Below are 25,320 nucleotides of genomic sequence, written 5' to 3' on the forward strand. Positions count from 1 at the left end.
GAATGTTTTAATCTCTAAAATTCTTAAACTGGAATGGCTGTCCCAAATCCCCGTTACGCACCAGCGCCATCACCGCCTGCAGATCGTCACGCGCTTTGCCGGTCACACGAACTTCATCGCCCTGAACCTGCGCCTGCACTTTGATCTTACTGTCTTTGATCAGCTTGACGATTTTCTTCGCCAGCGTCGATTCAATACCAGAATGCAGTTTGGCTTCCACGCTGTAAGTTTTACCGCTGTGATCCATCTGCTCCGGAATTTCCAGCGCGCCGCCTTCAATCCCACGTTTGGCTAACTTCTCACGCAGAATATCCACCAGCTGATTGACCTGAAAATCAGATTCGCTGGCCACTTTGATGCTCTCGTTTTTTTCGTTGAGATCGAAGCTGGCTGGTACATTGCGGAAATCCCAGCGGGTTTGCAGATCACGGCTGGCGTTTTCCACGGCGTTACGAACTTCCTGCATGTCGATTTCGGAAACAATGTCAAAAGACGGCATAATCGCTTCTCCCTGTAGTTTTGTATTGCACGTTATATGGCGTGCATAATACCGCCTTCAACCGCCGATGCCAAACGACAGCAAAGTTCCAGTCACAAATGGGCACGGGGGTCAAAAAGTGCAGGTGAAAATGTGATGTGCAGCACAAATGTCTATACTAATACGATAACCGGACAGCAGAATATTCTTTCTACACCCGATTCCTACGGCGTATTTCGCCACCAATCCCGGGAGGCACAATGAAAATTACAGTATTAGGTTGCGGTGCGCTGGGACAACTTTGGCTATCAGCCCTTTATCAGCAAGGCCACGACGTGCAGGGGTGGATCCGCATTGCGCAGCCTTTCTGTGCCGTCAACGTGATTTCCCCGCAAGGCGTGGCGTTTAACCGTAATATGCCGACCAATGATCCGGAGCATCTGGCGCAAAGCGAGCTGCTTCTGGTAACGCTGAAAGCGTGGCAGGTGTCAGGCGCGGTCAGCGCGCTGATGCCGATGCTCAATGATAATTGTACGATCCTGTTGCTGCATAACGGCATGGGGACCGTGGATGAGTTACCGGCTAACCGGCTGGCTATCTTACAAGGCGCCACCACCCACGCCGCCCGGCACGAGGGTAACGCGATATTGCACGTTGCATCGGGTATGACTCACATCGGGCCAGTCACGCAGCGTGGCGCGGCGCACAGTGCGCTGGCGGATACCTTACATCATGCGCTGCCAGACGTTGCGTGGCACGACAACATCAGGCCGTCACTGTGGAATAAGCTGGCGGTTAACTGCGTGATCAATCCCCTCACCGCGCTTCATGAATGTACTAATGGCGATCTTATCGCCTGCGCCGACCAGATAGAGCAGATCTGTCTGGAAGTTGCACAGGTCATGGCGATAGAGGGATATGAGATCCACAGCGAATCGCTGCTGAGTTTTGTCTATCAGGTGATCGACACTACGGCAGCCAATCATTCTTCAATGTTGCAGGATATCCGTCATCAGCGTCACACCGAAATTGATTATATTACCGGCTATGTACTGCGTCGCGGTCGCAAACACGGGCTGAGCCTGCCGATAAACACCCGAATATTTGAACAAATTAAGAAAAAGGAAAACGACTATGAGCGCATCAGTTCTGGTCTGCCTGGCACCTGGTAGCGAAGAGATTGAAGCCGTCACCGCAATAGATTTGCTGGTTCGCGCAGGCATTCACGTCACCACCGCCAGCGTGGCGGGGGACGGTAATCTGGAAATCCGCTGTTCGCGAGGCGTGCGTATTTTGGCGGACGTCACGCTGGTAGAGGTCGCTGATGACGACTTTGATGTGATCGTTTTGCCGGGTGGCCTCGGTGGGGCCACCTGTTTCAGTGAAAGTCCGCTGCTGGTAGAGAAAGTCCGTCAGATGCACATCAGCGGGAAAATTGTCGCCGCCATCTGCGCTGCGCCCGCGCTGGTGCTGGAATATCACGACTTATTCCCGGTTGGCAATATGACCGGTTTCCCGGGGCTGCGCGATAAAATCGATCCGAACAAATGGTCAGACCGCCGGGTAATTTTCGATCCGCGCGTCAATCTGCTGACCAGCCAGGGGCCGGGCACGTCAATGGAGTTTGCGCTGAAGATTATCGATCTCCTGCTCGGTAAAACCAAAGCCGCAGAAATCGCCGCGCAGCTGGTGCTCGCGCCGGGGATTTACAACTACACCGACGAAGGCGCCCGAGAATCCTGACCGGAAAGCCTGAAAGCAAAAGGGGCTCAGCGATGCTGAACCCCTTTATTTATATCGCCTGAAAATTAGGGGCGATAAACTTTCACGTTGTTAAAGCCCTGCTCTTTCAGATACAGCGCCTGCAAACGGCTCATGACGCCGCGATCGCAGTACAGCAAATAGGTTTTACTCTGATCCAAATCGCCGAACTGCGTCGCCAGCTTATAGAATGCCAGCGTTTTCACTTCGACATTCTCCAGTGCCAGCGGGTCTGCTTCTGCTTCATCAGGCGCACGCACGTCGAGCACGATATCGGTAGAAACAAACTCCGCCACGGTTTCGACTTCAGGTACTTCCTGAGCGGCCTGCTCAGCAATTTCTCGGATATCAACGTTTCGCGCTTCGCTCACCACTTTATCCAGCACTGCGAAATCGAACATCGCTTCTTCGGCTTCAATTTTGGCTTTCACCGCTTTCACGGTCGGGCTTTTCGAAATCACACCGCAGTATTCCGGCATGGTTTTGGCGAAGTCTTCGGTGCCGATTTCACGGGCAATCTTGATGATGTGCTCTTTATCGTGAGAAATCAGCGGTCGTAGGATCAGCGTGTCAGAAACGTTGTCGATCAGGCGTAAGTTGGTCAGCGTCTGGCTCGATACCTGGCCCAGCGCTTCGCCGGTCACCAGCGCCTGCACGCCGTAACGCTCTGCGATAGATGACGCTGCGCGCACCATCATACGTTTGAGAACGACGCCCATCTGACCGTCTTCGACTTTTTCCAGGATCTCACCGACCACCGGTTCAAAATCAATGGCAATAAAACGCACGCGGTGCGAACTGCCAAAACGGTTCCACAGGTAATGCGCCACCTGTTTTACACCGATTTCATGGGCCGCGCCGCCAAGATTAAAGAAGCAGTAATGCACACGACAGCCGCGACGCATCAGCATATAACTGGAAACACCGGAATCGAAACCGCCGGAGATGAGCGACATCACGTCTTCCTGCGTGCCGATCGGATAACCGCCCTGACCTTCCAGACGGCTTTTCACCAGCACCAGTTTGTCGTCGTTGATTTCCAGCTTCACCGTCACTTCTGGCGAAGTCAGATTCACCCGTGCAGACTCAATGTGCTGATTCAGACCGCCGCCCACGTAGCGCTCTACGTCGCCGGAGCTGAATTCATGCTTACCGCGACGTTTTACACGCACGCAGAAAGTTTTGCCTTCGACTTCAGAGCGATAGGCTTCGAGCGCCTGTTCGAAAATGTTGTGCATATCGGTATAAGGACGATCTTCTACTTCTTCTACGTAGCGGATGCCCGGAATACGGCACAGCATTTCCTGGATGAGATCGTGTTTGCTTTCGTCTTTGCTGCGAACTTCGATATGATCCCAATGGCGTACGACTGCCAGCGTCTCATCATGCGGCCGCACAATGTTGCGAATGCTGCTTGAGAGGATCTTAATGAAGCGCAAACGCACAGATTGGCTCTTGATGGTGATTTCAGGGAACAATTTAATGATAAACTTCATGGCAGTCTTTTGTTAGCAGGTTAAAGAACGGGGTAGTAAGTCACTGAATAAGGATCTAGGATCCTATTATTGCTAAGCCTTATGTTTGTTTATGAATCATCAGTTTTGTGCCACATTGGGCTTAGCAATAAACTCAGCGGCGCAGAGTATATCACTTTTCATGGATATTCTGCGCGCAAAACCAAACAGCAGTGCCATGCTTAACGGGATGTCTCCCTGGGCTGAGAACCGACCCTGCCGTCTCAGCGCTCTGGTCACCGAGTCTTGTCAACGATATTGAAAGAGAATTATGCCGAAAAAATCTGCACCACCACCCGCCAATTTTGAAACTACGCTGGCCGACCTGGAACAGATCGTTGCCCGCCTTGAATCAGGCGAATTACCTTTAGAAGACGCGCTGAATGAATTTGAGCAAGGCGTCCAGCTTGCCCGTCAGGGGCAGCAAAAACTGCAACAGGCCGAACAGCGTGTGCAGATCCTGCTCGACAGCGATGAAGATGCACCGCTGGCACCTTTCACACCGCAAGCAGAGTAACGGAATATGTCTGAAGCGACGTCTCTTTCTCCGGCTGGCGAATTCTCCCGTGAGCTGCGCGCCATGCAGCAGCGTGTAGACGCCGTTCTGACCGCCTACATTGACGCTCTGCCACTGGCTGATTTACCGCTGGTTGAAGCTATGCGCTACGGTGCGCTTCTTGGCGGTAAACGTATGCGCCCTTATCTGGTGTACGCCACCGGGGAGCTGTTCGGTCTGGATGTGAAAAATCTCGATGCGCCTGCCGCCGCTGTTGAATGCATTCATGCGTATTCGCTGATCCACGACGATCTGCCGGCGATGGATGACGACGATCTGCGTCGCGGCCAGCCGACCTGTCACATCAAATTTGGCGAAGCGAACGCGATCCTCGCCGGTGACGCGCTGCAAACGCTGGCTTTCACCATTTTAGCCGACGGCGATATGCCGGACGTTGCGATCAAAGATCGCCTGTCGATGGTGTCGGAACTGGCGTCCGCCAGCGGTGCCAGCGGCATGTGCGGCGGACAGGCGCTGGATCTGGCCGCCGAAGGCCAGCAGGTCAGCCTCGACGCACTGGAGAGAATTCACCGTCATAAAACTGGTGCGCTGATCCGTGCCGCAGTGCGCATGGGCGCGCTGGCCGCTGGCAATACCGGACGCGCCGTTTTGCCTATACTGGATACCTATGCACAGGCGATTGGCCTGGCGTTTCAGGTTCAGGATGACATTCTGGACGTGATTGGCGATACCGCCACGTTGGGCAAACGTCAGGGTGCGGATCAACAACTCGGTAAAAGTACTTACCCTGCCCTGCTGGGGCTAGACGGTGCAAAGGCCAAGGCCATGGACCTGCATCAGGAAGCCGTTTCCGCACTGAACCAGCTCGCCGCGCTTTCTTACAACACAGCGCCACTTCTCGCGTTAGCCAGCTTCATTATTGAGCGCGATAATTAATACTTACTATGAGCAACTGATGAGTCTTGAACTAGCCAAATACCCGACACTGGCGCTGGCGGAGAATCCTGAAGATCTCCGTTCACTTCCTAAAGAGAGCCTGCCTAAGCTGTGCGACGAACTGCGCCAGTATTTGCTGGCCAGCGTCAGCCAGTCCAGCGGACACTTTGCGTCCGGGCTGGGAACGGTTGAACTGACCGTAGCCATGCACTATGTCTACAAAACGCCGTTCGACCACGTGGTCTGGGATGTCGGCCATCAGGCCTATCCGCATAAAATTTTGACCGGACGCCGTGACCGGATTTCCACCATCCGCCAGAAAGGCGGCCTGCACCCATTCCCGTGGCGCGGTGAAAGCGAATACGACACGCTGTCTGTCGGCCACTCGTCGACGTCAATCAGCGCCGGGTTGGGTATGGCCGTTGCCGCCGAGCGCGAAGGCAAGAACCGCCGTACGGTCTGCGTAATTGGTGATGGCGCGATCACCGCCGGTATGGCCTTCGAAGCCATGAACCACGCCGGTGATATCAAACCCGACATGCTGGTTATCCTCAACGACAACGAAATGTCGATTTCCGAAAACGTCGGTGCGCTGAACAATCATCTGGCGCAGCTGTTATCCGGTAAATTGTATTCGCATCTGCGTGAAGGCGGCAAAAAGGTACTTTCCGGCATACCGCCTATCAAAGAACTGGTGCGACGGACTGAAGAACATCTGAAAGGCATGATGGTGCCGGGCACGCTGTTTGAAGAGCTGGGCTTTAACTACATCGGCCCGGTTGACGGACATGACGTGGTGGCACTGGTGCAAACGCTGAAAAACATGCGTGACCTCAAAGGCCCGCAATTGCTGCACATCATGACCAAAAAAGGTAAAGGCTATGCGCCTGCCGAAAAAGATCCGATAGGCTGGCACGCGGTGCCAAAATTCGATCCGGCTTCCGGTATTTTGCCAAAAGGCAAAGAGGGTTTACCGACCTATTCGAAAGTCTTCGGCGACTGGCTGTGCGAAACGGCGGCTAAAGACAGCAAGCTGATGGCGGTGACGCCTGCGATGCGCGAAGGCTCCGGCATGGTGCGCTTCTCCCGCGAATATCCGCAGCAGTACTTCGACGTCGCTATCGCAGAACAACACGCCGTGACCTTTGCTGCCGGTCTGGCGATTGGCGGTTACAAACCGATCGTGGCGATTTATTCCACCTTCCTGCAACGTGCGTACGATCAGGTGATCCACGACGTGGCGATCCAGAATCTGCCGGTGCTCTTTGCCATCGACCGTGGCGGTATTGTCGGCGCCGACGGCCAGACGCATCAGGGCGCGTTCGATCTTTCGTTCCTGCGCTGCATTCCGAACATGATCATCATGACGCCAAGTGATGAAAACGAATGTCGCCAGATGCTGCACACCGGTTATCACCATAACGGCGGCCCGGTAGCGGTGCGTTATCCGCGTGGTACGGGCACTGGCGCAACCTGCGAGCCGCTGGTGTCACTGCCAATGGGTAAAGGCGTAGTACGCCGCGAAGGCGAGAAAGTGGCGATCCTCAACTTCGGGACTTTGTTGCCGGATGCGCTGGAAGCCGCTGAAAAACGTAATGCCACCGTGGTGGACATGCGCTTTGTGAAACCGCTGGACGAAGCCCTGATTCTGGAACTGGCCGCCAGCCACGAAGTGCTGGTCACGGTTGAAGAGAACGCCATTATGGGCGGCGCAGGCAGCGGTGTGAATGAATTGCTGATGGCGAAACGTATGCTGGTGCCGGTGCTGAATATTGGTCTGGCCGACAGCTTTGTGCCCCAAGGCACACAGGACGAAATCCGTCATGACGTCGGGCTGGATGCCGAAGGGATCGACCGTCAAATCACCGACTGGCTGGCCTGATTATTTCCCCTCTTTCGCCTGAAAGAGGGGTTTCTCCCCCCGCATCCTCATCTCTTCCACGATCCCGCCGTTCTGTGAGCTACAGTTAAGCATGCTAATCATTTTTTAACGCCTGCCGGTCACGGCGCAGGCTTTTACGGAGAGATGCAATGCAATACACCACGTTGGGAAAAACCGGTCTGAAAGTGTCGCAACTGTGTCTGGGTTGTATGACCTATGGCGAACCGGATCGCGGCAGACATGCCTGGACACTGCCGGAAGAGAGCAGCCGCCCGATCATCAAACAGGCGCTGGATGCGGGCATTAACTTCTTTGACACCGCCAACAGCTATTCTGACGGCAGCAGCGAAGAGATCGTCGGACGTGCGCTAAAGGATTTCGTAAAACGCGATGACATCGTTGTCGCCACCAAAGTATTTTATCCGATCACCGGCCTGGAAGGCGGATTGTCCCGCGCCTCCATCATGCAATCCATCGACGACAGCCTGCGCCGCCTCGGCATGGAATACGTCGATCTGCTGCAAATCCACCGCTGGGATTACAACACGCCGATTGAAGAAACGCTGGAAGCGCTCAACGACGTAGTGAAAGCCGGTAAGGCGCGCTTTATCGGGGCGTCTTCCATGCACGCCCATCAGTTCAAACAGGCGTTGGATATTTCTGAGCAAAATGGCTGGGCACGTTTTGTCTCGATGCAGGATCAATACAACCTCATTCAGCGGGAAGAAGAGAAGGAAATGTATCCGCTTTGTCTGGAAGAGAATATTGCGGTGCTGCCGTGGAGCCCGCTGGCGCGCGGTAAGTTAACGCGTCCGTGGGGCGAAACCACTGCGCGTTCTGTGTCTGACAGCTTTGCCAATACACTGTATGACGCCACCGATGCAGCTGACGCTAAAATCGCTGAACGCGTAGGTAAAATCGCCGAAGACCACGGCGTGCCGCGTGCGCAGATCGCGCTGGCGTGGATCCTCAGCAAACACGTGATCACGGCACCTATCATCGGTGCTTCTCGCCCGGCTCACCTCGACGACGCGATTGCCGCGCTGAACATCAGGCTGACCATCGAAGAAATCGCCGAACTGGAAATGGCTTACGTGCCGCACAAGGCCGTCGGTTTTGAATAAGATCAGCGAAACATCGTTGAGTTGAAAACAAAAAGGCGCGACAGAATCAACCTGTCGCGCCTTTTTCAGCTTGAAGAAAACCGTCGAAACAGCCTGTCAGGCAAAGTGATCAAACCCCTGCCATTCCAGCTCTACCTGTTTGCCGCCGCGTAAGAACTTGATGCCTTCCGATAGCGGCGCGATCTGACCGACACAGGTGAAATCCACACCCAGATGGCTCAGCGCAGCATCTACCGCTCCCCGGTTGATTTCCGGTACGGTAAAGCAAAGTTCGTAGTCTTCACCGCCGGTCAGCGCCCATTTCAGCGCCTGCTCCGGTTCGACAAGACTCTTCATCGCGTCAGAGAACGGGATAGCGTCGAGATCCAAACGCGCGCCGCAGTCGCTGGCTTTCAGAATGTGTTTAAGATCAGAGATCAGTCCGTCAGACAGATCGATGGCCGACGTGGCTAAATCACGCAGCGCCTGCCCCTGCAAAACGCGCGGCGATGGCCGCAGATGACGTTTAAGCAAGAACTCGCGCGTTTGATCATCACCGATATTCAGCTGTTCCAACAGAACCGCCAGACCCGCCGCGCTGTCACCCAGCGTGCCGGTCACAAATATCCAGTCGCCGACGCCCGCACCGGAGCGCGTTAGTGCACGCCCAACGGGAACCAGCCCCTGAATGGTCAGCGTCATGCTCAGCGGACCGCGCGTCGTATCGCCACCGATCAGTTGCATGCCGTAATAATTGAGTTGTTCGAACAGGCTGTTGCTAAACGCTTCTAACCAGTCGGCTTTCACCTCAGGCAGCGTCAGTGCAAGTGAAACCCAGGCAGGATCCGCGCCCATTGCGGCCAGATCACTGAGGTTCACTGCCAGCGCTTTGTAACCCAAATCGGCCGGAGAAATGGTTTTAAGGAAATGAATGCCTTCGACCAGCGTATCAGTACTGACTGCCAGTAGCTGCTTTTCGCCAACCGTCAGTAAGGCACAATCATCACCAATGCCTAACTGAACATCCTGCCGGGCAGTTCTGAACCGGTTAAAGTAGCGATTGATAACGTCAAATTCGCCGGATGCCATAGTACAATTCCAAATCGTTAGAATGACTTAAGGCCGGAAAACCGGCCTTAAGAGGGGTGTCACACAGAGGATAAGCGAGGTGACATCACCAGACTATCAACAGAGCGCGCATTCGGCTGAAAATGAGTGTGATCATTTATCAGAAACGCTGACCCTGGCTGACATTATTTCTTGCGAATATGCGGGCCCGCTTTGTCCAGCACACCGTTGACAAACTTGTGGCTGTCTTCAGCGCCGAAGGTTTTCGCCAGTTCGATCGCTTCATTGATGGCCACTTTGTAAGGGACATCCTGGCGCTTGCTCAGCTCAAACAGAGCCAGACGCAAGATCGCTCTTTCCACCTGGCCTAATTCATCCAGCTGACGTGACAGGTATGGCGCCATCAATGCATCGAGTTTCTCTGCACTGTTTGCTACACCCGACAACAGTTCGCGGAAATAGGCAATGTCTACGTCTTTGACATCCTGCTCGGTCAGGAATTCTAATTCAACATCGGCGATGTCATTTTTCGACAACTGCCAGGAGTAAAGCGCCTGTACGGCACATTCACGGGCGCGGCGACGAGCAGCAGGTTTCACGGATTTCCCCTTAACTAGATTCAGGCCTTAATAGCCTTGATAACATTAATCATTTCAAGCGCGGTCAGTGCAGCTTCTGCACCTTTGTTACCGGCTTTTGTCCCTGCGCGTTCGATGGCTTGTTCAATGCTTTCTGTTGTCAGCACACCAAAGGCAACCGGGATTTCGCTGTTCATTGCGACGCTGGACAAGCCAGAGCTGCATTCGCCCGCGACGAATTCAAAGTGGGCTGTGCCCCCGCGGATGACGGTACCGAGAGCAACCACGGCGTCGTACTTACCGCTTTCAGCCAGAGCACGGGTTGCCAGAGGCAATTCGTATGCGCCCGGGACCCAGACTACGGTGATGTTGTCATCGCTGACCTGACCAATACGTTTCAACGCATCAATAGCACCGGAAAGCAGGCTGTCGTTGATGAAATTGTTAAAACGAGCAATCGCGATCGCTACGCGCGCGTTAGGCGTGGCTACAACACCTTCAATAACGTTCATAGTTTTCCTTAAAGTGGGTTCAGGAGTTTCTCAACCCCAGCCGCAGGGGGGCGGATTCTATCATAAAATTACCCTGTCTGGACATGTGCTTTTAAACCCATGCGGACAAGGAGGCGTAAAATTCTCAGTACGATGTTTTCAGCACGCAATTCAGTACTGCGGTTTCATGCGCAGGCGCAGATCCGGCCCAATCTGCCGGACATCGCTGAAGGCGAATTCCGGCGCATCGCTCAGATGCTGCAATCCAGGCAGTTCACACAGCGCCCGGCCATTATCACCCAATAACTTAGGTGCCATATAAACGATTAATTCATCAACCAGACCGGCTTGTAATAAGGCGCCGGCGAGTTGTGCGCCTGCTTCGACCCAGATAGAGTTTATCTGGCGTTTCGCCAGCTGCATCATCAGCAGAACCAGATCGATTCGATTGTCGCGGCCTGGAACGCACCATTGCTCTACGGATTCAGGCCAGATTTGATTGTCCTTCTCCAGACGCGCCAGCAGCACATCACCGGGAAGTTTCATCAACTGATGTTCAGGCGTGACACGGTTCTGGCTGTCGAGAATGATCCGCAGGGGCTGGCGCAGATTTTCTTCGGGATAAATCGCCTGCACGTCGCTGCCCAGTTCACTCCAGCGCACGTTCAGTGATGGATTGTCGGCCAGCACGGTAGCACTGGTACTCAGAATGGCTGAGCTTTCTGCGCGAAAACGCTGAACGTCAGCGCGCGCTGCAGCAGAAGTGATCCACTGACTTTCGCCCGAGGCCATAGCCGTTCTGCCATCCAGTGAAGCGCCCATTTTCAGCTGCACGTATGGGAAACCGGTACGCATCCGCTTGAGGAAACCGAGATTGACGGCTTCCGCCTGCGAATGCATAAGACCATGGCTGACATCCACGCCGTTTTGTTTGAGGCGATATAGACCGCGCCCGGCAACTTCAGGGTTCGGATCCTGCATCGCCGCGACCACACGGCTGACACCTGCCGCCAGCAGCGCATCGGCACAAGGCGGCGTGCGCCCGTGATGGCTGCAAGGCTCGAGTGTCACATACGCCGTTGCACCCTTGGCTTTCTCACCGGCCATGCGTAAAGCATGGACTTCGGCATGAGGTTCACCGGCACGCACATGATAGCCTTCACCGATGATTTCGCCATTGAGCACAATGACACAACCGACGTTCGGGTTAGGCGTGGTAGTGAAACGTCCGCGGCGCGCCAGCTCGAAAGCCCGCGCCATAAAACGTTCGTCAGAAGCTATTTCGGACAGCATTCACGTTCCTTAATCCTGAAGACGGGCAATCTCTTCACCAAACTCACGAATATCTTCAAAGCTGCGATACACGGATGCGAAGCGGATGTAGGCCACTTTATCCAGCCCTTTCAGCGCATCCATCACCAGACCGCCGATCATTTTGGCCGGGATTTCACGTTCGCCTGTAGCGCGCAACTGGGATTTAATGTGGCTGATGGCAGTTTCAACGTCATCTGAACTGACCGGCCGCTTTTCCAGCGCTTTCAGAAACCCGCTGCGTAATTTGTCTTCGTTAAAGGGTTCGCGGACCTCATTGCTTTTTATGACGCGCGGCATCACCAGTTCAGCCACTTCAAACGTGGTGAAACGTTCATGGCACACCAGGCACTGACGGCGACGGCGAACCTGCGATCCATCGCCCACCAGGCGGGAATCAATGACTTTAGTATCAACAGCGGCACAAAATGGGCAATGCATAGCACTTCCTGATCGCGAACTCAATTGGACATCAGTTTAACCCGAAGTGTGCCGACAACAAAGGCTGTCGCTACTTTCATAGACATCGGGTTAAACTTACGCATCTCTATTAGTGCCCGGACGGATGTTGCATCGGGCAGAAGAAAGGAAATCTCTGATATGACGAAACACCCTCGCCTTTGGCTGGCCTGCGCCGCATTGCTTAGCCTGACCGGCTGCGTGAAGCAAAATCCACAATTACCGGAACTGAAAACCGAAGTGGGCCAGCTGAATCAGAAACTGCAACGGCTGACCGACTTGGCTGTCGCGCTGGAACAGCAAACCACGCTTAACCGTCAGTCCACCAACGGCGTGTATTTGCTACCTGCGGCGAAAAGTCCGGCGCTGCTAAAAAGCGATCTGGGCGAACTGACCGTCACGTTGCTGCGCGTGGCACCTGACGCCAGCGGATTACAGGCCGTGCTGGAAGTGAAGAATAATGCCGGCCAGCCGCTGCCAGCGTTTACCGCGTCAATCAGCTGGGGTCAGCTGGATCCAGTAACCGGTAAACCACTGACAGTGGATATGCAAACCCAGAACATTACCGTCGAACCGGATCTGTTACCGGGGCCGGTGAAAACTGTTGAAGTGAGGTTTAGCCAGGTTACGATGGATACGCTGGGCTTCGTTCATCTGCATAATATTGTGGCCACGCCTCAACCCGCGCAGATTCAGCCGTAACCCCCCCTGAATTTCAGACAAAAAAAACCCCGCAGCGCGGGGTTTTTCATCACTGAACGACCAGCCGATTAAGGCAGAATCGAAGGCTGATCTGCACCTTCTTTTTCCACTTTTTGCTGCAACATGTGTTCACGCTTCATGCCCAGTTTCAGAGCCAGCGCAGACGCCACGTAGATAGACGAAACAGTACCAATCGACACACCAATCAACATGGTCAGTGAGAAGCCTTCGAGCAACGCACCACCGAAGATATAGAGCATCAGTACCACCATCAGCGTGGTCGCCGAGGTCATAATGGTACGGCTTAACGTCTGGGTCAGGGACACGTTCATGATTTCGTAAGAGTTACCGCGACGGATTTTGCGGAAGTTCTCACGAATACGGTCCGATACTACGATGGAGTCATTCAGCGAGTAGCCGATAACCGACATCAGGGACGCGATGATGGTCAGGTCAATTTCGATCCTGAACAGTGACAATACGCCCATGGTGATGATGACGTCATGCGCCAGTGCGATAACCGCACCCAACGCCAGTCGCCATTCAAAACGGAAACCGACGTAAATCAGGATTGAGATGAGCGCCATCAACAGCGCCATGCCACCAGCCTGGGCTAAATCATTCCCCACGCTCGGCCCGACAAATTCGACACGTTTTACGGTGGCGTCTTTATCGATATCCGCATTCACCAGGCTGAGGACTTTATTCCCCAGTTCCTGACCGGCATTACCTGACACCGGCGGCAGGCGAACCATCACATCACGGCTACTGCCGAAATTCTGGACAACCGGATCCTTGAACCCGGCTTTTTCCAGATCGGCGCGCATGTCGTCGAGGTTAGCAGGCTGGCTGAGGCTGATTTCAATGACGGTACCGCCAGTGAAGTCCAGACCCCAGTTGAACCCGCGAACACCCATAATCGCGACGGACGCGATGAACAACAGGCCTGAAATACAGAACGCCACGTTGTCCCAGCGCATAAAGTCGATGACTTTACGGCCATAGTTGAGTTGCTCAACGGTATATTCTTTCTGTGCCACAACGCTCTCCTCAGATAGACAGCTTTTTAATGCGTTTGCCGCCGTAAACCAGGTTCACGATTGCACGGGTTCCCACGATCGACGTAAACATCGACGTTGCCACACCGATTGCGGTGGTGATAGCAAAGCCTTTGATCGAACCGGTACCCACTGCATAAAGAATAATTGCCGTGATCAGGGTAGTAATGTTGGCATCGACGATACTGGAGAACGCGCCTTTATAGCCTTCATGGATAGCCTGCTGAACGGAACGTCCGTTCTTCAGCTCTTCCTTGATACGTTCGTTTATCAGTACGTTGGCGTCAACGGCCACCGCCAGTGTCAGCACGATACCGGCAATACCCGGCATGGTCAGCGTAGCACCCGGCAGCAACGACATGATCCCGACAATCAGAATCAGGTTAGCCACCAGCGCCGTGGTCGCGATGATGCCGAATTTACGGTACCAAACTACCATGAACAGAATGGAAGCCACGAGGCCCCACAGGCACGCTTCCAGACCCTGAGTGATGTTTTGCATCCCTAAGGTCGGGCCGATGGTACGTTCTTCAACGATCTGAATTGGCGCGATCAACGCACCGGCACGCAGCAGCAGAGACAGCTGACGGGCTTCGTTCGGATCGTTAACGCCGGTAATACGGAAGCTGTTGCCCAGACGTGACTGAATGGTCGCCACGTTGATGACTTCTTCCTGTTTCGCCAGAATTGAACGGCCGTTGGCATCTTTCTTACCGCTGTCTTTGTATTCCACGAACAGGGTCGCCATCGGCTTGCCGATGTTATCCTTAGTGAAGTTAGACATGGCGTTACCGCCAGCGCTGTCGAGAGAGATGTTTACCTGCGGCTGATTATACTCATCCATGCTGGAGGTGGAGTCAGTGATATGGTCACCGGTCAGAATCACGCGTTTGTACAAGACAACCGGGCGACCTTCACGGGTATTTTTCACTTCGCTGTCACCCGGCACACGGCCAGAGGTTGCAGCGGTGGCATCCACATTGGTGTTTACCAGACGGAATTCCAGCGTCGCGGTCGCGCCCAGAATTTCTTTCGCGCGTGCAGTGTCCTGAATACCCGGCAGTTCAACCACGATACGGTCAGCACCCTGACGCTGTACCAGCGGCTCGGCTACACCCAGTTGGTTAACACGGTTACGCAGGATGGTGATGTTTTGCTGAACGGCATACTCGCGAGCTTCACTCATACGAGCATCAGTCATCACCACTTTAACAGCGTTATCGCCGCTGTTGGTGATCACTAAATCGCGATGGCGTGGGCTCAGATAGCTGACCGCAGAATCACGCGTTGCAGCATCACGGAAACGCACTTCAACGCCATAGTTGTCGAGCTTACGCACCGTGGCATAAGGAATATTCTTGTCGCGCAGGTCGCTGCGCATGTTGTCCATCGTCTGCTCTTGCAGCTTACTCAGCGCGGTATCCATATCCACTTCCATCAGGAAGTGCACACCACCACGTAAGTCGAGGCCCAGCTTCATCGGCTCGGCGCCCAGCATACTCAACCAGCGCGGCGTTGCCGGCGCGAGGTTCAGTGCAATGACAAACTTATCGCCCAGCGCTTCAGTCAGCGCTTCACGTGCACGAAGCTGTACATCCGTGTCTTTGAAACGGGCAAGAATAGCGCCATTCTCCAGAGCAACTGATTTGATCTGGATTTTGCTTTGATCTAATACGTTACGGACTTGGTCCAGCGTTGCTTCACTGGCGTCGGAACCCCGAGCACCAGTGATTTGAACAGCCGGATCCTCACCATAAAGGTTGGGAAGTGCATAAAGCAGCCCGACGATGACCACAACGATCAGCATCAGATACTTCCACGCAGGATAACGGTTTAACACGGCAGTTCCCTTCGGGAAAATCGAAAATTAGATAGACTTCATCGTGCCTTTTGGCAGAACTGCTGCCACGAAGTCACGCTTGATCATCACTTCGTTAGTGTCGTTCAGTGCAATAACAACATAGCCGGTTTCAGCCACTTTTGTTACGCGACCGATCAGGCCACCGGTGGTCATCACTTCGTCACCTTTACCGATGGAGTCCATCAGTTTTTTGTGTTCTTTAGAGCGTTTCTGCTGCGGGCGCAAGATCATGAAATAGAAAATCAGACCAAAAACGACCAGCATAATAACCAGAGAGTAAGGACTTCCCTGTGACGGTGCGCCAGACGCTGCGACAGCATCGGAAATGAAAAGACTCATTTAAATTCCCTCATTGTTGTTGTGAAGCAAAAGAGTTGTTGTAAAAAATACCGTATTTCCAAAATGGAGTCTGGCGATAAACGTCTCGCACAATACCCCATTATGACGGCTCAACAAATGATAAAATCGGCACCGCCAAAAGGTGATGCCGACACGACTAAGAAATCAGAAGTTTAAAGGCGGAACCGGTTTGCCTTTACTCTCGTAGAAGTCTGTCACAAAGAGCTCTAATTTACCCTCTTCAATAGCCTGGCGTAAACCGGCCATCAGACGCTGGTAATAGCGCAAATTATGAATGGTATTCAAACGCGCACCCAGAATTTCGTTGCAACGGTCGAGATGATGCAAGTAGGCGCGGCTATAATTGCGACACGTGTAGCAATCACAGTGTTCATCCAGCGTCGAGGTGTCATCTTTATGCTTGGCATTACGGATTTTCACGATGCCGTCAGTGACGAACAGGTGGCCGTTACGTGCATTACGCGTTGGCATTACACAGTCAAACATATCGATACCGCGACGCACGCCTTCCACCAAATCTTCCGGTTTGCCGACGCCCATCAGATAACGAGGCTTGTCTTGCGGAATTTGCGGGCAAACGTGCTCGAGGATACGGTGCATGTCTTCTTTCGGCTCGCCTACCGCCAAACCGCCCACAGCGTAACCATCAAAGCCAATATCTACCAGCCCTTTTAATGATACATCTCGTAAATCTTCGTAAACGCTTCCCTGGATAATCCCGAACAAAGCATTCTTATTATTCAATTCGTTGTGACGATCGCGGCTGCGTTGTGCCCAGCGTAAAGACATCTCCATCGAACGTTTAGCGTAATCCCAGTCAGCGGGATAGGGAGTACATTCGTCGAAGATCATCACGATGTCAGAGCCGAGATCGTTTTGGATCTCCATGGATTTTTCCGGGCTCAGGAATACCGGATCCCCGTTGATCGGGTTACGGAAATGCACACCCTCTTCTTTGATTTTGCGCATCGCACCCAGGCTGAACACCTGGAAACCGCCGGAATCAGTGAGGATCGGGCCGTGCCAGTTCATGAAATCATGCAAATCGCCATGCAGTTTCATGATTTCCTGACCCGGGCGCAGCCACAGGTGGAAGGTGTTACCGAGCAGGATCTGCGCGCCGGTTTCTTTCACTTCTTCCGGAGTCATGCCTTTAACGGTGCCGTAGGTGCCCACAGGCATAAATGCCGGGGTTTCGACCACGCCACGTTCAAAGACCAGACGCCCGCGACGTGCGCGGCCATCGGTAGTGCTTAATTCGTACTTCACATTGCCTCCAGCATCAGAGAAACAGTCTGATGAGGTTAAGTCCGTGGCATGACGCCCGGAAAAGAAAGCCCGGATGCACCGAGTGCATCCGGACCGGTAGTTTTAAATCAAACTTACTCGCCCACGACTTCCTGCGGGGCCAGCGGGTTACGGTTGATGAACATCGCATCGCCGTAACTGAAGAAACGGTACTGCTCGGCCACCGCCTGGTGGTAAGCATTCATGGTATTTTTATATCCGGCAAACGCCGACACCAGCATAATCAGCGTCGATTCAGGCAGGTGGAAATTGGTGATCAGGGAATCAATTACCTGATAATGATAGCCCGGATAGATGAAGATCTTCGTATCACCGAAGAAAGGCGCAATCAGCGCATCTTCACTGGCTTTGGCGGCACTTTCCAGCGAACGGACAGATGTGGTGCCCACGGCCACCACTTTGTTACCGCGCGCTTTACACGCCAGCACCGCATCCACCACGTCCTGAGGTACTTCGGCATACTCAGCGTGCATGATGTGGTCTTCGATGGTATCCACGCGCACTGGCTGGAACGTCCCCGCGCCGACGTGCAGCGTGACGAACGCAAATTCCACGCCCTTTTCTTTCAGCGCATCCATCAGCGGCTGATCAAAGTGCAGACCGGCAGTCGGTGCAGCGACAGCACCCAAACGTTCGCTGTAGACCGTCTGATAAAGTTCTCGGTCGGCATCTTCGTCAGGACGGTCAATGTACGGCGGCAGCGGCATATGGCCGATTTCGTTGAGCAAGGTAAAGACATCGCGGTCTTCATTAAATTCCAGCTCAAACAGCGTATCGTGACGCGCCACCATCGTCGCTTTAATGTCTTCTTTATCACCGAGCAGCAACTCTGCGCCGGGCTTCGGAGATTTTGAGGCGCGAACGTGCGCCAGAACGCGGTGTGAATCCAACACGCGTTCAACCAGCACTTCAATCTTGCCTCCGCTGACCTTACGGCCAAACACGCGGGCCGGTATCACGCGGGTATTGTTGAAGACCAGCAGATCGCCGGGCAGGATTTTATCGAGAATATCGGTGAACACGCCGTGCGCTAACTCGCCGCTCGGCCCGTCCAGAGACAACAAACGACAGCCGCTGCGCTGGGTCTGCGGATAGCGGGCAATCAGGGATTCCGGGAGTTCAAAAGAAAAATCGGCAACACGCATGGTTTTTCACTTCACTTTAACGACAAAAACAGGCGGCTTAGTCTAGTGGGACGGGGCATCCCCTGCAAGCTTATGCGCGAATAAAGGCATCCCCTGACCTGTCGTAGATCACGTTTCCTGCGTTATACTCCGCCGATGAATTTTTTAGCGCACCTCCATCTGGCCTCGCTGGCCGACAGTTCCCTGCTGGGCAACTTGCTGGCGGACTTCGTTCGCGGCAACCCTGACGGGCAATATTCTGCTGAAATCGTCAGCGGGATCCGTATGCATCGCCGCGTTGACACCCTGACCGACTCCCTGCCCGAAGTGCGGATCGCACGCAGCTATTTCCGAGATGATTTCCGCCGCGTCTCGCCGATCACGCTCGACGTGGTATGGGATCATTTCCTGTCGCGCCACTGGGCGACAATTCATCCACAGCAGCCGCTGGAAGATTTTCTTGCCGTCTGTCAGCAGGAAATTACGCCGCAGTTACCGGATATGCCGGAGCGTTTTCAGAATCTTAATGCGTATTTGTGGCCGGAACGCTGGATGGAACGCTACGCCGCACTGCCCTTTATCGGCGACGTCCTGCGCGGCATGGCCTCCAGACGGCCAAAACTCAGCGCGCTGACCGGATCGTTTCACGATATCGAACTGAACTACGACGCGCTTGAACAGCTATTTTGGCAATTTTATCCGGTCATGATGCAGCAAGCGAGAGACCGTCAAATCTGACAAATCCTCTGCAACCTGTGATTCAGAGCACAAATGGCTGCAATCTGCGAGATTGCTCTTAATGAAGCATGAGAGCTGGATCAAAAACTGATAGCCCGATGCTATCTGATTGATTGGCGCGATGGGGTTTATTCACCGCGGCCTTGCCCCTATACTGGCAGTCGTTTTGTTCACCCTTTCCACCTACGATGCCCTCATGGGTCTTAAAAGGAGCAATTTATGGTTCTGGTAACTCGCCCAGCCCCTGATTTCACCGCAGCCGCAGTACTCGGTAGCGGCGAAGTAGTTGAAAACTTCAACTTCAAAAAACACACTGCAGGCAAACCAACTGTTATCTTCTTCTGGCCAATGGACTTCACCTTCGTTTGTCCTTCTGAGCTGATCGCTTTCGATCACCGTTACGAAGAATTCCAGAATCGTGGCGTAGAAGTGGTAGGCGTTTCTTTTGACTCCGAGTTCGTTCACAACGCATGGCGTAACACCCCTGTTGAGAAAGGCGGCATCGGCCCTGTCAAATACGCAATGGTTGCTGACATCAAACGCGAAATTCAGAAAGCTTACGGTATCGAACATCCGGACGCTGGCGTTGCACTGCGCGGCTCCTTCCTGATCGACAAAGAAGGCGTTGTACGTCACCAGGTAGTGAACGATCTGCCACTGGGTCGTAACATCGACGAAATGCTGCGTATGGTTGACGCGCTGCAATTCCACGAAGAGCACGGCGAAGTGTGCCCGGCTCAGTGGGAAAAAGGCAAAAAAGGCATGGGCGCATCTCCGGATGGCGTAGCTAAATACCTGTCTGAAAACGCTTCTAACCTGTAATCCTCTTCGGATATCAAGGTCAATAACGGTCAGCCTCGCTGGCCGTTTTTTTTGCCTGCCATTTGCCCCGATCACAGTTCTCCCCTTCCTTCTGCTCACTCCCGGTCTTTTAGGTCTACGCTGAAAACGTATTCCCTGCTTCAGCAGTGGTGCGCCCTTTTTTAAAGAGTGGCGTGCGCCTTGCATAGATGTATTGCGTTAAACAACATCGTTAACACCCAAAAAAGCGTTATCACACAAGAGCCTGAAGGTTCTGATTTCAAAAGACAGGAGCTTACATGTTACGGAGTCCATGGAAAAAATCGCTCATCGCGCTGGCTATGTTTACCAGTTTTCCGCTTTTGGCCGCGTCAAACCCGGCCGTTGAAGCGAAAAACGGTATGGTCGTCACCTCGCAACATTTAGCGTCACAGGTCGGCGTCGACATCCTCAAGATGGGCGGCAACGCGATTGATGCCGCGGTCGCGGTCGGTTACGCACAGGCGGTCGTCAACCCATGCTGTGGCAACATCGGCGGCGGTGGCTTCATGACGGTGCATCTGGCGGACGGTAAAGACACTTTTATCAACTTTCGTGAAACCGCACCCGCCGCCGCCAGCGCCAATATGTATCTGGACGCCGACGGTAATGTGAAAAAAGGGGCCAGCCTTTACGGCTATCTGGCCGCAGGCGTTCCGGGTACCGTGCTGGGAATGGATACGGTCCAGAAAGAGTACGGCACGCTCACGCGTCAGCAGGTCATGGCACCGGCGATAAAACTCGCCCGTCAGGGCTTCGTGCTGACCCGCGCGGATACGGATATTCTCGATACTAAAGTCGCCCGCTTCAAAGAAGATCCCGAAGCCGCGCGCATCTTTTTGCGCAAAGACGGCAGCCCGTTGCAGCCCGGCGACAAACTGGTGCAAACCGATTTAGCCAACACGCTCGAGTCGGTTTCCAGACACGGCCCGGATGCGTTCTATAAGGGCAAAATCCCGGCCGCAGTAGAAGCGGCCTCGAAAAAAGGCGGCGGTATTCTGACCGCAGCGGATTTCGCTAACTACAAAGTCACAGAAGACACGCCGATCACCTGTAGCTATCGCGGCTATAAATTTGTCTCAGCGCCACCCCCGAGCTCTGGCGGCGTAACGATGTGCGAAATCCTCAACATTGTTGAAGGCTATGACCTGAAAAGCATGGGCTTCAACTCAGCTGCGTCCATTCACACGCTCACCGAAGCCATGCGTCACGCCTACATGGACCGCAACACTTATCTCGGCGATCCGGCTTTTGTGAAAAATCCGGTCGACCGCCTGATCAGCAAAAGTTATGCCGAAGAGATTCGTAAGAAGGTAGAAGCGGATAAAGCGACGCCATCCACGCAGGTTCAGCCGGGCATGGAACCGCATGAGAAGCCGGAAACCACGCATTATTCTATCGTCGATAAAATGGGCAATGCCGTTTCTACGACGTATACCATCAACGGCTTGTTTGGATCCGTGGTGATTGCGCCGGGCACCGGTTTCTTCCTTAACGATGAAATGGATGATTTCACCACCAAAGTCGGCGAGAAAAACCTTTACGGGCTGGTGCAGGGGACGCGTAATGCTATCGCCCCCGGTAAGCGCCCACTATCATCCATGAGCCCGAGTCTGGTGACCAAAGACGGTAAAATCTTCATGGTACTGGGGTCGCCGGGCGGTTCGCGCATCATCACTATCACGCTGCAAACAGCGCTTAACGTGATTGATTACGGCATGCCTCCGCAGGAAGCCGTCAATGCGCCGCGTATTCACCACCAGTGGTTGCCGGATGAAGTCTACTACGAGCAGCGTGGCGTCTCTCAGGACAGCCTGAACATTCTGGCGAAGATGGGCTACAAAATGGTGGAGCAAACACCGTGGGGCGCAGCAGAGCTGATTCTGGTGGGCTTACCAGGCGCAGCAGGCGTCACGCCGATGAACTCCGGCAATGACTCGGCGTTGTCGGGGAAAGTCCGTGAGGGCTATTTGTATGGCGCGAATGACGTGCGTCGCCCGGCAGGTGCTGCAATAGGGTATTAACCTTCAGCGGTAGAAAATATAAAACCCCCGATGTCGCGAAGATATCGGGGGTTTTCTTTATCCGAAGGTAAGCACTTGCTTACGCGTTACTTGCTGAGTGACAACGCCTGCTTCTTCCGGTCGTTACGCAACTTGAACGCATAACCTATCAGCAGCGCCACAACCCAAACCATGCCAACGTAAAGTGACACGCGGGTATCAGGGAAGTAACCGATCAGACCGATGATAAACACCAGGAAAATGATGCCGAATACTGACGTGTAGACACCACCACGCAGTGGGAACTCCAGCTCTTTAACCTGTTGTTTATTCAACTTACGGCGAAAACCTATCTGGGAGAACAGGATCATAATCCACACCCAAACGGTCGCGAAAGTCGCCAGAGATGCAATCACCAGGAATACGCTGGAAGGCATAATGAAGTTGAGGTAAACCGCAATCAGCAGCGCGCCCATCATCACCAGCACCGTGACCCAGGGCGTGCCCAGACGCGATACCTTGCTGAATATTTTCGGTGCCTGCCCCTGCTCTGCCATTCCGTGCAGCATACGGCCCACACCAAACACATCGCTGTTAATCGCCGACAGTGACGCGGTGATCACCACGAAGTTCAGAATGCCTGCCGCTGCGGTGATGCCCATATGCTGGAACGTCAGCACGAACGGGCTGCCCTGAGTACCTATCTGATTCCATGGAAAAATCGACATAATTACAAACAGTGTGCCCACATAAAACACCAGAATACGCAGCGGCACAGAGTTAATGGCTTTCGGAATGGACTTCTTCGGATTTTCAGCTTCACCGGCTGTAATACCGATGATCTCAATGCCGCCGTAGGCAAACATAACCAGCTGTAAAGACAAAATGGTGCCCATAATGCCCTGACTGAAGAAGCCGCCGTGGCTCCACAGATTATGGATGCCCGTCGCCTGCCCGCCGTTACCGATGCCCCAGATAATAATGCCGAAGCCCGCCACAATCATGATGATGATCGTCAGCACTTTGAAGAAGGAGAACCAGAATTCCAGCTCGCCGAAAACCTTCACGCTGACCAGATTGATGGCACCGATAATCAGCACCACGCTCAGCACCCACGTCCACTGCGGCACATCCGGGAACCAGACGCCCATATAAATGCCGAACGCCGTGACGTCCGCGATGGCGACGATCAGGATTTCAAAACAATATGTCCAGCCGGTGATGTAACCCGCCATCGGTCCGAGATAATCCTGAGCATAGCGCGAGAAAGAGCCACTCTGAGGATTGTTAACGGACATCTCGCCAAGGGCACGCATGATGATAAAGGCGATAATGCCGCCGACCAGATAGGCCAGCAGCACGCTTGGCCCCGCCAGTTTGATCGCATCCGCCGATCCATAAAACAGCCCGGTTCCGATGGCCGATCCCAGTGCCATAAAGCGAATATGACGCGTTGTCAGACCGCGCTTTAGCTTCGTGCCCGGCGCTTCTGGCTGCGCGGTTGGTTGTTCAGCTGATTGTTGCATTGACCCTAACCCGTTTCTGTATTTTGAAAATCAAACATGCGAATTCTAAAAACACTGCACCCTGCCAATGAAAAAGCCACGGAAAGGTTTCCGTGGCCTGATTGGCGAAACATTCACTCAACTACGTTCAAACATTCTGCCGATAATTATTGGTGCGCGGTGACGTTGCGCGGACCACTGATTTTGTCATAAATACCGACCAGCACCAGCATTAATACTGAAGGCGGTAACCAGGCAAGACCCTGGGCTGCCAGCGGCAGATTTGCGGTCCAGGCAGGCATGATATCAGCAAAAGCAGAGGTTTTGATGCCATCGACGATACCGAACACCAGGCTGACGAGCATCACCGGCGCCACGATACGTGTCGTATTATTCCACCAGCGCAGGGTGAAGCTCAACACCACCAGTGCGATACATGGCGGATAAATGGCTGTCAGCACCGGAATGGAAATCTGGATCAGATGGCTCAGGCCAAGGTTAGACACCAGCATGGAGAACAGGCCCAGAATAAACACCAGTGACTTATACGACAGCGGCAGGTACTGAGCAAAGAACTCCGCACAGGCGCAGGTCAGGCCAACCGCCGTCACCATACAGGCGATGAAGATCAGCGCACCGAGGAAGAAGCTGCCGACGCCACCGAAGGTATGCGCCACATACGCATGCAGGATCACCGCACCATTGGTTGCGCCCGGCACCAGTGAAGCGCTGTTTTCGCCGAGCTTGAACAGACTCAGATAGACCAGCACCAAACCTAAACCGGCGATCAGACCGGCCAGAATCGTGTAACGGGTCAGCAGTTTGGCATCGGTCACACCGCGAGAACGGGCGGCATTCACGATAACAATACCGAAGACCAGCGCGCCCAGCGTATCCATCGTCAGATAGCCGTTAACGAAACCGCTGGAGAACGGCACGGTCTGGTAAGCATCCACCGCAGGCATGGTCTGCCCGGCAGGCCACAGCAGCGCGGCAACACCCAGTGCAGCCAGCGCGACCATTTTCAGCGGTGCGAGGAAATGCCCGACGGTATCGAGCAGGCGGCCCGGATAGAGGGAAATGCCGATCACCAGCGCGAAGTAAATCACGCTATAAATCAGTAAAGGAAGCGGGCCATCACCGGTCATCGGTGCGATACCCACTTCAAAAGAGACGGTTGCGGTGCGTGGCGTGGCGAACAGCGGGCCTACAGCCAGATAGCAGACGGTCGCCAGCAGAATACCGGCACCACGGCCAATTGGCGTACTCAGGGCGTCAACACCGCCACCGACGCGCGCCAGCGCAATCACTGTCATCACCGGGAGACCTACAGCGGTTATCATAAACCCGGCAGCTGCCCACCAGACTTCAGGACCGGCCTGCAGGCCAACCATCGGCGGGAAAATAATGTTCCCCGCCCCGACGAATAAAGCGAAGGTCATGAAACCCAGCGCCAGAATATCTTTATTTGTTAAACGAGTACTCATGATTGGTGTCGTGTTGCCTGTTCAAATGAATAAAGTGACCGTTGCTGTCGTCGTGCCACCTCGTACAAGGATGAATGGCATAAAACTGCCAGAGAGCACCGTGTGGGGATCGAAGTGAGCTAAAAACGCCTGATGATATGCAGATGATTACGTTGTTATGCAGGGAGTATCGAGCGACAGCGGGCGTTAAGGTAAACGTTTATAGCGTATAAAGGCAAGCCGCGATCCAAAAAGCA

24 protein-coding genes are annotated in these 25,320 nt (G+C 53.9%); 10 read left to right on the plus strand and 14 right to left on the minus strand.

The features are described 5' to 3' along the window. Positions 1-7: 7 nt before the first annotated feature. Positions 8-499 carry a YajQ family cyclic di-GMP-binding protein gene (locus AC0Z7K_RS13915; protein WP_112164301.1) on the minus strand — a complete coding sequence of 164 codons (492 nt, stop codon included), beginning with the start codon at positions 497-499 and terminating at the stop codon, positions 8-10. Between the two features lie 239 nt (positions 500-738). Here AC0Z7K_RS13915 and panE point away from each other — a divergent pair, with 239 nt between their 5' ends. Together panE and yajL are read left to right on the plus strand one after the other, a co-directional pair. Continuing rightward, a complete protein-coding gene (gene panE, locus AC0Z7K_RS13920) occupies positions 739-1,650 on the plus strand; it encodes a 2-dehydropantoate 2-reductase (RefSeq protein ID WP_485614913.1) in 912 nt (303 codons plus the stop codon). Then, positions 1,613-2,221: a protein deglycase YajL gene (yajL, locus tag AC0Z7K_RS13925; protein WP_413528066.1), complete on the plus strand. Its 609-nt coding sequence runs from the start codon at positions 1,613-1,615 to the stop codon at positions 2,219-2,221. The genes panE and yajL overlap by 38 nt, the downstream gene beginning before the upstream one ends. Before the next feature lie 65 nt (positions 2,222-2,286). Here the strand turns inward: yajL and thiI are convergent, their stop codons facing one another. Beyond that, a complete protein-coding gene (gene thiI / locus AC0Z7K_RS13930) occupies positions 2,287-3,735 on the minus strand; it encodes a tRNA uracil 4-sulfurtransferase ThiI (protein WP_413528065.1) in 1,449 nt (482 codons plus the stop codon). 289 nt (positions 3,736-4,024) lie between these two features. Between thiI and xseB the strand changes: the two genes are divergently transcribed. The 4 genes from xseB to AC0Z7K_RS13950 all read left to right on the plus strand — a co-directional run bounded on the left by xseB (position 4,025) and on the right by AC0Z7K_RS13950 (position 8,212). Next, positions 4,025-4,270: an exodeoxyribonuclease VII small subunit gene (xseB, locus tag AC0Z7K_RS13935; RefSeq protein WP_485614914.1), complete on the plus strand. Its 246-nt coding sequence runs from the start codon at positions 4,025-4,027 to the stop codon at positions 4,268-4,270. A 6-nt stretch (positions 4,271-4,276) separates the two neighbouring features. Continuing rightward, on the plus strand, positions 4,277-5,206 hold the full coding sequence (ispA, locus tag AC0Z7K_RS13940) for a (2E,6E)-farnesyl diphosphate synthase (RefSeq protein ID WP_485614915.1): 930 nt from the start codon (positions 4,277-4,279) through the stop codon (positions 5,204-5,206). 19 nt (positions 5,207-5,225) lie between these two features. Continuing rightward, complete coding sequence (dxs, locus tag AC0Z7K_RS13945; RefSeq protein WP_413528062.1) at positions 5,226-7,088, plus strand: 1-deoxy-D-xylulose-5-phosphate synthase; 1,863 nt, start codon at positions 5,226-5,228, stop codon at positions 7,086-7,088. Between the two features lie 149 nt (positions 7,089-7,237). After that, the gene (locus tag AC0Z7K_RS13950; RefSeq protein ID WP_485614916.1) at positions 7,238-8,212 is read left to right on the plus strand and encodes an aldo/keto reductase; all 975 of its coding nucleotides are present in this window, start codon (positions 7,238-7,240) and stop codon (positions 8,210-8,212) included. Positions 8,213-8,308: 96 nt separating this feature from the next. Here the strand turns inward: AC0Z7K_RS13950 and thiL are convergent, their stop codons facing one another. From thiL to nrdR, 5 genes are all read right to left on the minus strand, one after another. Next, on the minus strand, positions 8,309-9,280 hold the full coding sequence (gene thiL, locus AC0Z7K_RS13955; protein WP_485614917.1) for a thiamine-phosphate kinase: 972 nt from the start codon (positions 9,278-9,280) through the stop codon (positions 8,309-8,311). 164 nt (positions 9,281-9,444) lie between these two features. Continuing rightward, positions 9,445-9,858 (minus strand): transcription antitermination factor NusB, encoded by a 414-nt coding sequence (gene nusB / locus AC0Z7K_RS13960; RefSeq protein ID WP_101075473.1) that lies wholly within the window; start codon positions 9,856-9,858, stop codon positions 9,445-9,447. Positions 9,859-9,878: 20 nt separating this feature from the next. Further along, entirely contained in the window at positions 9,879-10,349 is a 471-nt protein-coding gene (gene ribH / locus AC0Z7K_RS13965; protein WP_056771010.1) for a 6,7-dimethyl-8-ribityllumazine synthase, read from the minus strand. A 150-nt stretch (positions 10,350-10,499) separates the two neighbouring features. Beyond that, a complete protein-coding gene (gene ribD, locus AC0Z7K_RS13970; protein WP_485614918.1) occupies positions 10,500-11,621 on the minus strand; it encodes a bifunctional diaminohydroxyphosphoribosylaminopyrimidine deaminase/5-amino-6-(5-phosphoribosylamino)uracil reductase RibD in 1,122 nt (373 codons plus the stop codon). 9 nt (positions 11,622-11,630) lie between these two features. After that, positions 11,631-12,080 carry a transcriptional regulator NrdR gene (gene nrdR / locus AC0Z7K_RS13975; protein WP_112164291.1) on the minus strand — a complete coding sequence of 150 codons (450 nt, stop codon included), beginning with the start codon at positions 12,078-12,080 and terminating at the stop codon, positions 11,631-11,633. A 159-nt stretch (positions 12,081-12,239) separates the two neighbouring features. Here nrdR and AC0Z7K_RS13980 point away from each other — a divergent pair, with 159 nt between their 5' ends. Next, positions 12,240-12,800: a DUF3251 domain-containing protein gene (locus tag AC0Z7K_RS13980; RefSeq protein WP_485614919.1), complete on the plus strand. Its 561-nt coding sequence runs from the start codon at positions 12,240-12,242 to the stop codon at positions 12,798-12,800. Between the two features lie 68 nt (positions 12,801-12,868). Here the strand turns inward: AC0Z7K_RS13980 and secF are convergent, their stop codons facing one another. The 5 genes from secF to queA form a co-directional block, all read right to left on the minus strand. Next, complete coding sequence (gene secF / locus AC0Z7K_RS13985) at positions 12,869-13,780, minus strand: protein translocase subunit SecF (protein ID WP_413528289.1); 912 nt, start codon at positions 13,778-13,780, stop codon at positions 12,869-12,871. Positions 13,781-13,850: 70 nt separating this feature from the next. Further along, positions 13,851-15,698 (minus strand): protein translocase subunit SecD, encoded by a 1,848-nt coding sequence (gene secD, locus AC0Z7K_RS13990; RefSeq protein WP_413528057.1) that lies wholly within the window; start codon positions 15,696-15,698, stop codon positions 13,851-13,853. 27 nt (positions 15,699-15,725) lie between these two features. Then, on the minus strand, positions 15,726-16,058 hold the full coding sequence (gene yajC, locus AC0Z7K_RS13995; RefSeq protein ID WP_056770992.1) for a preprotein translocase subunit YajC: 333 nt from the start codon (positions 16,056-16,058) through the stop codon (positions 15,726-15,728). 165 nt (positions 16,059-16,223) lie between these two features. Next, entirely contained in the window at positions 16,224-17,348 is a 1,125-nt protein-coding gene (gene tgt, locus AC0Z7K_RS14000; RefSeq protein WP_112164287.1) for a tRNA guanosine(34) transglycosylase Tgt, read from the minus strand. 113 nt (positions 17,349-17,461) lie between these two features. Beyond that, positions 17,462-18,532 (minus strand): tRNA preQ1(34) S-adenosylmethionine ribosyltransferase-isomerase QueA, encoded by a 1,071-nt coding sequence (gene queA / locus AC0Z7K_RS14005; RefSeq protein ID WP_413528056.1) that lies wholly within the window; start codon positions 18,530-18,532, stop codon positions 17,462-17,464. Positions 18,533-18,667: 135 nt separating this feature from the next. Between queA and AC0Z7K_RS14010 the strand changes: the two genes are divergently transcribed. The 3 genes from AC0Z7K_RS14010 (at position 18,668) to ggt (ending at position 22,113) form a co-directional block, all read left to right on the plus strand. Further along, positions 18,668-19,249: an ACP phosphodiesterase gene (locus AC0Z7K_RS14010; protein ID WP_413528055.1), complete on the plus strand. Its 582-nt coding sequence runs from the start codon at positions 18,668-18,670 to the stop codon at positions 19,247-19,249. A 219-nt stretch (positions 19,250-19,468) separates the two neighbouring features. Beyond that, the gene (locus tag AC0Z7K_RS14015) at positions 19,469-20,071 is read left to right on the plus strand and encodes a peroxiredoxin C (RefSeq protein WP_013576674.1); all 603 of its coding nucleotides are present in this window, start codon (positions 19,469-19,471) and stop codon (positions 20,069-20,071) included. 278 nt (positions 20,072-20,349) lie between these two features. Then, positions 20,350-22,113 (plus strand): gamma-glutamyltransferase, encoded by a 1,764-nt coding sequence (ggt, locus tag AC0Z7K_RS14020; protein WP_485614920.1) that lies wholly within the window; start codon positions 20,350-20,352, stop codon positions 22,111-22,113. 86 nt (positions 22,114-22,199) lie between these two features. Here ggt and proY read toward each other — a convergent pair whose 3' ends face one another. After that, positions 22,200-23,618 (minus strand): proline-specific permease ProY, encoded by a 1,419-nt coding sequence (gene proY, locus AC0Z7K_RS14025; RefSeq protein WP_485614921.1) that lies wholly within the window; start codon positions 23,616-23,618, stop codon positions 22,200-22,202. Positions 23,619-23,764: 146 nt separating this feature from the next. Beyond that, positions 23,765-25,084: a branched-chain amino acid transport system II carrier protein gene (gene brnQ / locus AC0Z7K_RS14030; protein ID WP_485614922.1), complete on the minus strand. Its 1,320-nt coding sequence runs from the start codon at positions 25,082-25,084 to the stop codon at positions 23,765-23,767. Positions 25,085-25,320: the final 236 nt, after the last annotated feature.

Source organism: Rahnella sp. 1L-D-7-B-C2 (assembly GCF_057290995.1).

Coding starts and splice junctions, on each gene's coding strand:
- AC0Z7K_RS13915 (WP_112164301.1), bottom strand. CDS start 499: ATGCCGTCTTTTGACATTGTTTCCGAAATCGACATGCAGGAAGTTCGT.
- yajC (WP_056770992.1), bottom strand. CDS start 16,058: ATGAGTCTTTTCATTTCCGATGCTGTCGCAGCGTCTGGCGCACCGTCA.
- ribH (WP_056771010.1), bottom strand. CDS start 10,349: ATGAACGTTATTGAAGGTGTTGTAGCCACGCCTAACGCGCGCGTAGCG.
- yajL (WP_413528066.1), top strand. CDS start 1,613: ATGAGCGCATCAGTTCTGGTCTGCCTGGCACCTGGTAGCGAAGAGATT.
- thiL (WP_485614917.1), bottom strand. CDS start 9,280: ATGGCATCCGGCGAATTTGACGTTATCAATCGCTACTTTAACCGGTTC.
- proY (WP_485614921.1), bottom strand. CDS start 23,618: ATGCAACAATCAGCTGAACAACCAACCGCGCAGCCAGAAGCGCCGGGC.
- brnQ (WP_485614922.1), bottom strand. CDS start 25,084: ATGAGTACTCGTTTAACAAATAAAGATATTCTGGCGCTGGGTTTCATG.
- nrdR (WP_112164291.1), bottom strand. CDS start 12,080: ATGCATTGCCCATTTTGTGCCGCTGTTGATACTAAAGTCATTGATTCC.
- ggt (WP_485614920.1), top strand. CDS start 20,350: ATGTTACGGAGTCCATGGAAAAAATCGCTCATCGCGCTGGCTATGTTT.
- xseB (WP_485614914.1), top strand. CDS start 4,025: ATGCCGAAAAAATCTGCACCACCACCCGCCAATTTTGAAACTACGCTG.
- queA (WP_413528056.1), bottom strand. CDS start 18,532: ATGCGTGTTGCCGATTTTTCTTTTGAACTCCCGGAATCCCTGATTGCC.
- AC0Z7K_RS13980 (WP_485614919.1), top strand. CDS start 12,240: ATGACGAAACACCCTCGCCTTTGGCTGGCCTGCGCCGCATTGCTTAGC.
- thiI (WP_413528065.1), bottom strand. CDS start 3,735: ATGAAGTTTATCATTAAATTGTTCCCTGAAATCACCATCAAGAGCCAA.
- dxs (WP_413528062.1), top strand. CDS start 5,226: ATGAGTCTTGAACTAGCCAAATACCCGACACTGGCGCTGGCGGAGAAT.
- panE (WP_485614913.1), top strand. CDS start 739: ATGAAAATTACAGTATTAGGTTGCGGTGCGCTGGGACAACTTTGGCTA.
- AC0Z7K_RS14010 (WP_413528055.1), top strand. CDS start 18,668: ATGAATTTTTTAGCGCACCTCCATCTGGCCTCGCTGGCCGACAGTTCC.
- AC0Z7K_RS14015 (WP_013576674.1), top strand. CDS start 19,469: ATGGTTCTGGTAACTCGCCCAGCCCCTGATTTCACCGCAGCCGCAGTA.
- ribD (WP_485614918.1), bottom strand. CDS start 11,621: ATGCTGTCCGAAATAGCTTCTGACGAACGTTTTATGGCGCGGGCTTTC.
- ispA (WP_485614915.1), top strand. CDS start 4,277: ATGTCTGAAGCGACGTCTCTTTCTCCGGCTGGCGAATTCTCCCGTGAG.
- secF (WP_413528289.1), bottom strand. CDS start 13,780: ATGCGCTGGGACAACGTGGCGTTCTGTATTTCAGGCCTGTTGTTCATC.
- AC0Z7K_RS13950 (WP_485614916.1), top strand. CDS start 7,238: ATGCAATACACCACGTTGGGAAAAACCGGTCTGAAAGTGTCGCAACTG.